This window comes from Thauera aminoaromatica S2, assembly GCF_000310185.1.
Taxonomy (GTDB): Bacteria; Pseudomonadota; Gammaproteobacteria; order Burkholderiales; family Rhodocyclaceae; genus Thauera; species Thauera aminoaromatica.
In genome coordinates this window covers 21,168-27,554 of record NZ_AMXD01000041.1, presented here as the reverse complement: position 1 = coordinate 27,554, position 6,387 = coordinate 21,168, and the positions used below count along the sequence as shown (strand labels likewise).

Sequence of the window (6,387 nt, the reverse complement as noted above, 5' to 3'; positions counted from 1 at the left end):
GCCCCCCGGAGCCGATGCCGCCGCTCGGCGAGCTGGCCGAGGTCACGCTGGCGCTGCCGCCGCTGCACGCCGCGGCGGTGATCCCCAACGCCGCGCTGCGGCGCGAGGCGGGTGCGGTCGGGGTGTGGCGGCGCGCGGGGGAGGGCGGTCTGCGCTTCGTGCCCTTGGAGCTCGGCGCGAGCGACCTCGACGGGCGCGTGCAGGTGCGCGAGGGCCTGGCGGCGGGCGACGAGATCGTCGTGTATAGCGAGGCCGGGCTGCGCGCAGGCCGCCGCACCGAGGTCGTCGCGGCAGTGGACGGAGCGGGCAAATGATCAGCCTCGCCGGGCGCGACATCCTGCACGGCTGGGGCAAGTTCGTGTTCACCGGCATCGGCCTGGGGCTGCTGATCGGCGTCACGCTGGTGATGGCGGGCGTGTATCGCGGCATGGTCGACGACGGCAAGGCCTTGCTCGACAACAGCGGCGCCGACCTCTGGGTGGTGCAGCGCGACACGCTCGGCCCCTATGCGGAGTCGTCCAGCGTCCACGACGACCTCTACCGCAGCCTGCTCGGCCAGCGCGGCGTGGCTCGCGCGGCCAACATCACCTACCTGACCATGCAGGTGCGCAAGGGCAGCGAGGACGTGCGCGCGATGGTGGTCGGCATCGCCGCCGGCCGGCCGGGGGCCGTTCCGGGCTGGCCGCCATATCTCGTCGCGGGGCGGCAGATCACGCGCGGGCATTACGAGGCGGTGGCCGACGTCGCCAGCGGCCTGCGCCTCGGCGAGCGCGTGGGCATCCGGCGCAACCAGTACACCGTGGTCGGGCTGACCCGGCGCATGGTGTCCTCGGCCGGCGACCCGATGGTGTTCATCCCGCTCAAGGATGCGCAGGAGGCTCAGTTCCTCAAGGACAACGACGCCATCCTGCAGGGTCGCCGCCGCACTGCGGCCAACCCGGCGCTCAACCGCCCGGGCGTGCCCGGCCTGCTCGACGCGGTGCTCGCCTCGCAGAGCACCAACCCCTATGTGAATGCCGTGCTGCTCACGCTCGCGCCCGGCCACGCGCCCGACGAGGTCGCCGAATCCATCCGGCGCTGGCAGCGCCTCACCGTGTACACCCGGGCGCAGATGGAGGGCATCCTCGTCGGCAAGCTGATCGCCACCTCCGCGCGCCAGATCGGCATGTTCCTGGTCATCCTCGCGGTGGTGAGCGCGGCCATCGTCGCCTTCATCATCTACACGCTGACCATGGACAAGATCCGCGAGATCGCGGTGCTCAAGCTCATCGGCACGCGCAACCGGACCATTGCCGCGATGATCCTGCAGCAGGCGGTGGCGCTCGGGCTGATCGGCTTCGTCGTCGGCAAGATCGCCGCCACCTGGTCGGCGCCCTTCTTCCCCAAGTACGTGCTGCTGGTGCCCGCCGACACGGTGGCGGGCTTCGCGGCGGTGATGGCGATCTGCGTGCTCGCCAGCCTGGTGTCGATCCGGCTCGCGCTGCGCGTCGATCCGGCCGAAGCGATCGGAGGCTGAGATGGACCGACCGACGCGCGCCGGCAAGGGCATCCTGATCGAAGGCCTCACCAAGCGCTACGGCAAGGGCGACACCGCAGTGGATGCCTTGAAGGGCGTGGACATGCGTGTCGCCCCGGGCGAGGTCGTCGGCCTGATCGGCCCCTCGGGCTCGGGCAAGAGCACGCTGCTGAAGTGCCTCGGTGCGGTCATCGACCCTACGGCGGGGCGCATGACCCTGGGCGAGGAGTGCATCTTCGACAACGGCTGGAAGGTGCGCGACCTGCGCGCCCTGCGCCGCGACCGCATCGGCTTCGTGTTCCAGGCGCCCTACCTGATCCCCTTCCTCGACGTCACCGACAACGTCGCCCTGCTGCCCATGCTCGCCGGCGTGCCGAACGCCGCGGCGCGCGCGCGGGCGCAGGAATTGCTGGGCGCGCTCGACATCTCGCACCGTGCCGCGGCCATGCCCGCGCAGCTGTCGGGCGGCGAGCAGCAGCGCGTCGCCATCGCCCGCGGCCTGGTCAACCGCCCGCCGGTGATCCTCGCCGACGAGCCTACCGCGCCGCTCGACAGCGTGCGCGCGATGGCGGTGGTGCGCATCCTCAACGACATGGCGGCGCAGTTCCAGACCGCGATCATCGTGGTGACCCACGACGAGAAGATCATTCCCACCTTCAAGCGCATCTACCACATCCGCGACGGGGTGACGCACGAGGAGGCGGGCGAGGGGCGGCTCGTGCGCGAAAGCGCGTGAGGACCGCTGCGCGGGCCGCCCCGCCGCGCTGCGATGGGGTCGGGCGGCACGGAATGTTCTTGCACCGGGGCATGGAACATTTTCCGCGGCGTTTCGTTTCATTGTCCAGGAAGGCGATTCCGCCCTCTCGAAACCATCACGAAAGGACCTCTTCGACATGCAATCCCGCTCCACCCCCCGTCTGCTCGCCTTCGGCGCCGTCGCGATCCTCGCCGGCCTTCTTGCGGCCGCTCCCGCCACGGCGGCCGACAGCCATCGCCATGACACCCACACGGCGGTCCTCCAGCTCGACCAGGGGGCCAGATGGCAAACCGACGCCGCGCTCCGGACCGGCATGGAGGCGATCCGCGACGCGCTCGCGCGGGCCATCCCGCAGGTGCATGCGGGTCGCTTCGATGCGGCGCAGTATCGTGCGCTGGCCGAAGGGGTCGAAGGGCAGGTCGCCTACATCGTGCAGAACTGCAAGCTGAAGCCTGAGGCGGACGAGGTGCTGCACGCGATCATCGGCAGGCTCGGCCAGGGCGTCGAGGTGATCGGCGGCCACGCCGCCGGAACGAAGCCGGAGGAGGGCGTCGTCCACCTCGCACAGACCCTCGACGACTACGCCGCGCACTTCGACCACCCGGGCTGGAAAGGGCTGGAGACCGGACACTGATTCGACAGTGGCAGCGGAGGAAGGCCTGGTGACGGATCTCCCGCGCGCATGATCGGCGAGCGCCCGAGCAGCGGGGCGGACGCGGGCGCGGACACGGGTGAGGTGCGCGAGCTCGCCCGCGCCCGCGCCGGCGACGTGGCCGCCTTCGGCGCGCTCGTCCGCCGCCATCAGGAGCGCGTGTTCCGCTTCCTCCACCGCATGCTCGATGCCCGCGAAGAGGCGATGGAGCTGACCCAGGACGTCTTCGTCAAGGCCTGGCAGGCTTTGCCCGACTGGCGCCCCGAGGCGGCGTTCTCCACCTGGCTGCTGCAGATCGCGCGCAATGCCGCGCTCGACCAGTTGCGGCGCCGGCAGCTCGTGCGCTTCGCGCCGCTGGAGGAAGGCCTCGAGGTCGCCGACGACGCTCCGGGACCGGAGGCCCGCTATGCCAGCCGACAACGCCAGGCGCAACTGGAGCGGGCGCTGCAGCGGCTTGCCGCCGAGCACCGCGAGATCCTGCTGCTGCGCGAGGTCGAGGGCCTGGCCTACGGCGAGCTGGCCAGCGTCCTCGGCATTGCCGAGGGCACGGTGAAATCCCGGCTCGCACGCGCACGCAGCGCCTTGCTCGAACACTTCGACCCGCACACCGGAGCCTCCCATGAATAGCTCTTGCCCCACAGGATCTTGTGCCCCCGGGCCGTGTCCTCCCGACGAGGCGCTGTCGGCGCTCGTCGATGCGGCCCTGCCCTCCGAGGCCGGCGCCGGACTGCTCGCGCACTGCGCGGGCTGCCCGCGCTGCACGCGCCGGCTCGCCGAATTGCGCGCCCTCGGCGACGCCTTCGCGGCCCTCCCCGCCATACGCCTCGAGGTCGATCTGGCCGCGCAGCTTGTCGACCGCCTGCAGGCGGGCGCCCCGGCGGCCGCGCGCAAGCGCGGGCAGGGCCCCTGGTGGGTGCGCTGGATGGATCGTATCCGTCCGCCGACGCCCTGGCGCTTCGCCTTCTCGCCGTTTGCCGGATCCGTTGCGGCCGTCGGGCTCGGGTTGTGGCTGGGCGGGATGCTGATGGAGCTCGAGGAACCGCTGTCGCCGCTTGCGGCGAACACGACGCTGGCCGCCATGAGCGTGTTCGGTTCCGTCCCACCGGGAAATCTCTGTCCGCGGGCCGGGGCCTGCGGCGCAAGCGGGAACGCGCGATGAAAACCACCAAGCCTGGAATGGCGCTGCTGCTGTCGGTCGCGCTCAACGTCGGCGTGCTCGGTGCCGTGGTGCTGGATCGGCTCGGGCCGGGGGCGTCCTCGACATCGGCGCCGCCCCTCCATCGCATCCTGGAACTCGACGAGGCGCAGCGCGCGCGCTGGGACGCGGTCGAAGCGCCCTTCCTACAGCAGTTCCACGCTGCCAGCGGCCAGTTGGAGGCGCATCGGCGGGCACTCGTCGAAGCCCTCTTCGCCGAGGCGATCGATCCGCTGCGCATCGAGACCGCGCGCGCGGCGATCGCCGAGCTGCAGCAGGACCAGCAGCGCCTGATCATCGAGCAGCTGATCGCCGAGCGCGAGATTCTCGACGCGCGCCAGCGCCAGCAGCTGCTCGGCCTGCTCCTTGCCCAGCCGCCGGCACGCACCACGGTCGAGGACCTGCACGCGCGCCCGACGCGCTAGCGCATCTCGAACGCCTCCTGGTGGAAGCTCGCGCCGCCCATGCCGAGGCGGCGCAAGCCCTTGCGCAGGCTGGTGGCGAGGCCGCGCGGCCCGCAGAACCAGATCTCCGGCGCCGCGCCCGCGCGCGGGCGGTCGCGCAGCGTCGCCGCGGTGAGGCGCTCGTTGCGGGCGCCGCTGATCACGTGCAGGCGCACCGCGGGCAGGTTTGCGCACAAGGCCTGGAGGCGGGCGACGAAGGGGTCGGTCGCATGCTCGCGCACGCTGTAGTAGAAATCGACGTCGGACGCCTGCTCCGGCCTCGCCTGCAGCGCCTCGAGCCAGGCGAGGAAGGGGGTCACGCCGATGCCGCCGGCGATCCAGATCTGCTCCCGCCCGTCCAGCGACTGCGGCAGATCGAAGCATCCATAGGGGCCTTCGACCTGCATGGGCCGACCCGGCTGCAGGCGCTGCGCGAGGCCGCGGGTGTAGTCACCCAGGGCCTTGATCTGGAAGCGCACCCGACGGTCGCCGCGGTCGGCGCCGGCGATCGTGAAGGGATGCGCGCCCTCCAGACGATCGAAGGTCGCGAAGGCGAACTGCCCCGGCCGGTGTCCGCGCCAGCCCTCGTCGAGCCGGCAGACCACCTCGGTGACGCCCGCGCCGGCGTCGCGGACCGACTCCACCACGCCGCCGACGCGGCGGTCCTGGCCGATGCGCCCGCCCAGCACCCGCACGCTGGCGACGCTGCCGGCGGCGATCAGGCCCGCCAGCAGCACGCCGACCGGTTGCGTCCAGTAGTCGAGCGGCGCGAGGAAGGCGGCATGGAAGGCGAGCGCCAGGTACAGCACCGGCATCCCCTTGTGAACGTAACGCCAGATCCGGAACGGGAAGCGCTTCCACAGCGTCAGCACCAGCATCGCCAGCAGCGCGTAGATCGCGAACTCGCCCAGCTCCTCGGCGACGTCGCGCATGGCTTCGAGCAGGCCGCCGCCGTGATCCTTGGGCAGGCGCCCCTCGCGCCCCCACAGCGTCTTGATGAGGTCGTCGGAGAGCTCGACCAGCCAGTGCAGCACCGCGAAGCCGACCGCGAGGATGCCGGCCCATTTGTGCACACGGTAGATGCGGTCCATGCCGCCGAAAAAACGCTCCAGCCGGGCCGGACGGGTGGCGAGCACCATCGCAAGCGACATCAGCGCGAAGGACCCCAGGCCGGTGAGCGTCAGCGCGTGCTCGCGCACCGCCCAGGGATTGCCCGGCGCGCTGGCGACGGCGCCCGTCGCCGACAGCATTTCCACGCCCCAGGCCAGGCCGACCAGGGCGATGAAGGCGGACAGAAAGCGTTTCATGATCCGGTCCCTCCTTCAGTCGTCCTCGAAGTAGCCCTTCGCGGCGTCGATGTGGCACGCGGTGCAGTTGGCCTTGCTGCCGACGTCCTTGCGGGTCCACTCGGAGCGCGGGACCTCGTCGTGCTCGCGCACCCACTTCGGCAGTTCGGTGATGCGCAGGGGGGCATCGCCGGGGCGCAGGCCGCGCAGCAGCTTGCCCGGCTGCCCGCGCGCGTCGCCGGCGTGATCGACGAGGTAGCGGGTGATCGCGGCGGTGGTGTCGGCATCGACGCTGGCGTCGTCGCCGAAATGATTCTCCAGTTCGCCCATCATGCGTGTCCACGACGCCGCGGGCAGCATCGACGCAGGGAAGGCGATGTGGCAGCTCGCGCACTCCTGCACGGTGAGCGGGTCGGTGACCGGCGGATAGAAGTCGTCGTCGCCGGCCTGGGCGCGGCCGAGCAGCATGAGGGTCACGGCGATCGCGGCGGCACCGAGGGTGAGGGGGCGAAGGGCGGGGGTCTTCATGGCGGGTCTC

The 6,387-nt window shown here is 71.6% G+C and carries 8 protein-coding genes and 1 pseudogene; 7 read left to right on the top strand and 2 right to left on the bottom strand.

All coding sequences use genetic code 11. The annotated features are described in order from the left end of the window. The 7 genes and pseudogenes from C665_RS08540 to C665_RS08510 all read left to right on the top strand — a co-directional run. Positions 1 to 314, top strand: a pseudogene (locus C665_RS08540) (efflux RND transporter periplasmic adaptor subunit); the annotation flags it as partial. Next, positions 311 to 1,516 carry an ABC transporter permease gene (locus tag C665_RS08535; RefSeq protein ID WP_004305386.1) on the top strand — a complete coding sequence of 402 codons (1,206 nt, stop codon included), beginning with the start codon at positions 311 to 313 and terminating at the stop codon, positions 1,514 to 1,516. The pseudogene C665_RS08540 and the gene C665_RS08535, both read left to right, overlap by 4 nt. A 1-nt stretch (position 1,517) precedes the next feature. Then, complete coding sequence (locus tag C665_RS08530; RefSeq protein ID WP_004305385.1) at positions 1,518 to 2,252, top strand: ABC transporter ATP-binding protein; 735 nt, start codon at positions 1,518 to 1,520, stop codon at positions 2,250 to 2,252. Positions 2,253 to 2,409: 157 nt separating this feature from the next. Continuing rightward, positions 2,410 to 2,907 carry a hypothetical protein gene (locus C665_RS08525; protein ID WP_004305383.1) on the top strand — a complete coding sequence of 166 codons (498 nt, stop codon included), beginning with the start codon at positions 2,410 to 2,412 and terminating at the stop codon, positions 2,905 to 2,907. A 48-nt stretch (positions 2,908 to 2,955) separates the two neighbouring features. Next, entirely contained in the window at positions 2,956 to 3,552 is a 597-nt protein-coding gene (locus C665_RS08520; protein WP_004305381.1) for an RNA polymerase sigma factor, read from the top strand. After that, positions 3,545 to 4,084, top strand: coding sequence for an anti-sigma factor family protein (locus tag C665_RS08515; protein ID WP_040828836.1), 540 nt, complete (start codon positions 3,545 to 3,547; stop codon positions 4,082 to 4,084). The genes C665_RS08520 and C665_RS08515 overlap by 8 nt, the downstream gene beginning before the upstream one ends. Beyond that, a complete protein-coding gene (locus C665_RS08510; RefSeq protein ID WP_012585253.1) occupies positions 4,081 to 4,545 on the top strand; it encodes a periplasmic heavy metal sensor in 465 nt (154 codons plus the stop codon). The genes C665_RS08515 and C665_RS08510 overlap by 4 nt, the downstream gene beginning before the upstream one ends. On the opposite strand, the gene C665_RS08505 is transcribed toward C665_RS08510, so the two are convergent. Beyond that, the gene (locus tag C665_RS08505) at positions 4,542 to 5,870 is read right to left on the bottom strand and encodes a ferredoxin reductase family protein (protein ID WP_004305377.1); all 1,329 of its coding nucleotides are present in this window, start codon (positions 5,868 to 5,870) and stop codon (positions 4,542 to 4,544) included. The genes C665_RS08510 and C665_RS08505 overlap by 4 nt on opposite strands. A 15-nt stretch (positions 5,871 to 5,885) precedes the next feature. Then, positions 5,886 to 6,377 (bottom strand): diheme cytochrome c, encoded by a 492-nt coding sequence (locus C665_RS08500; RefSeq protein WP_004305375.1) that lies wholly within the window; start codon positions 6,375 to 6,377, stop codon positions 5,886 to 5,888. Between the last annotated feature and the right edge of the window lie 10 nt (positions 6,378 to 6,387).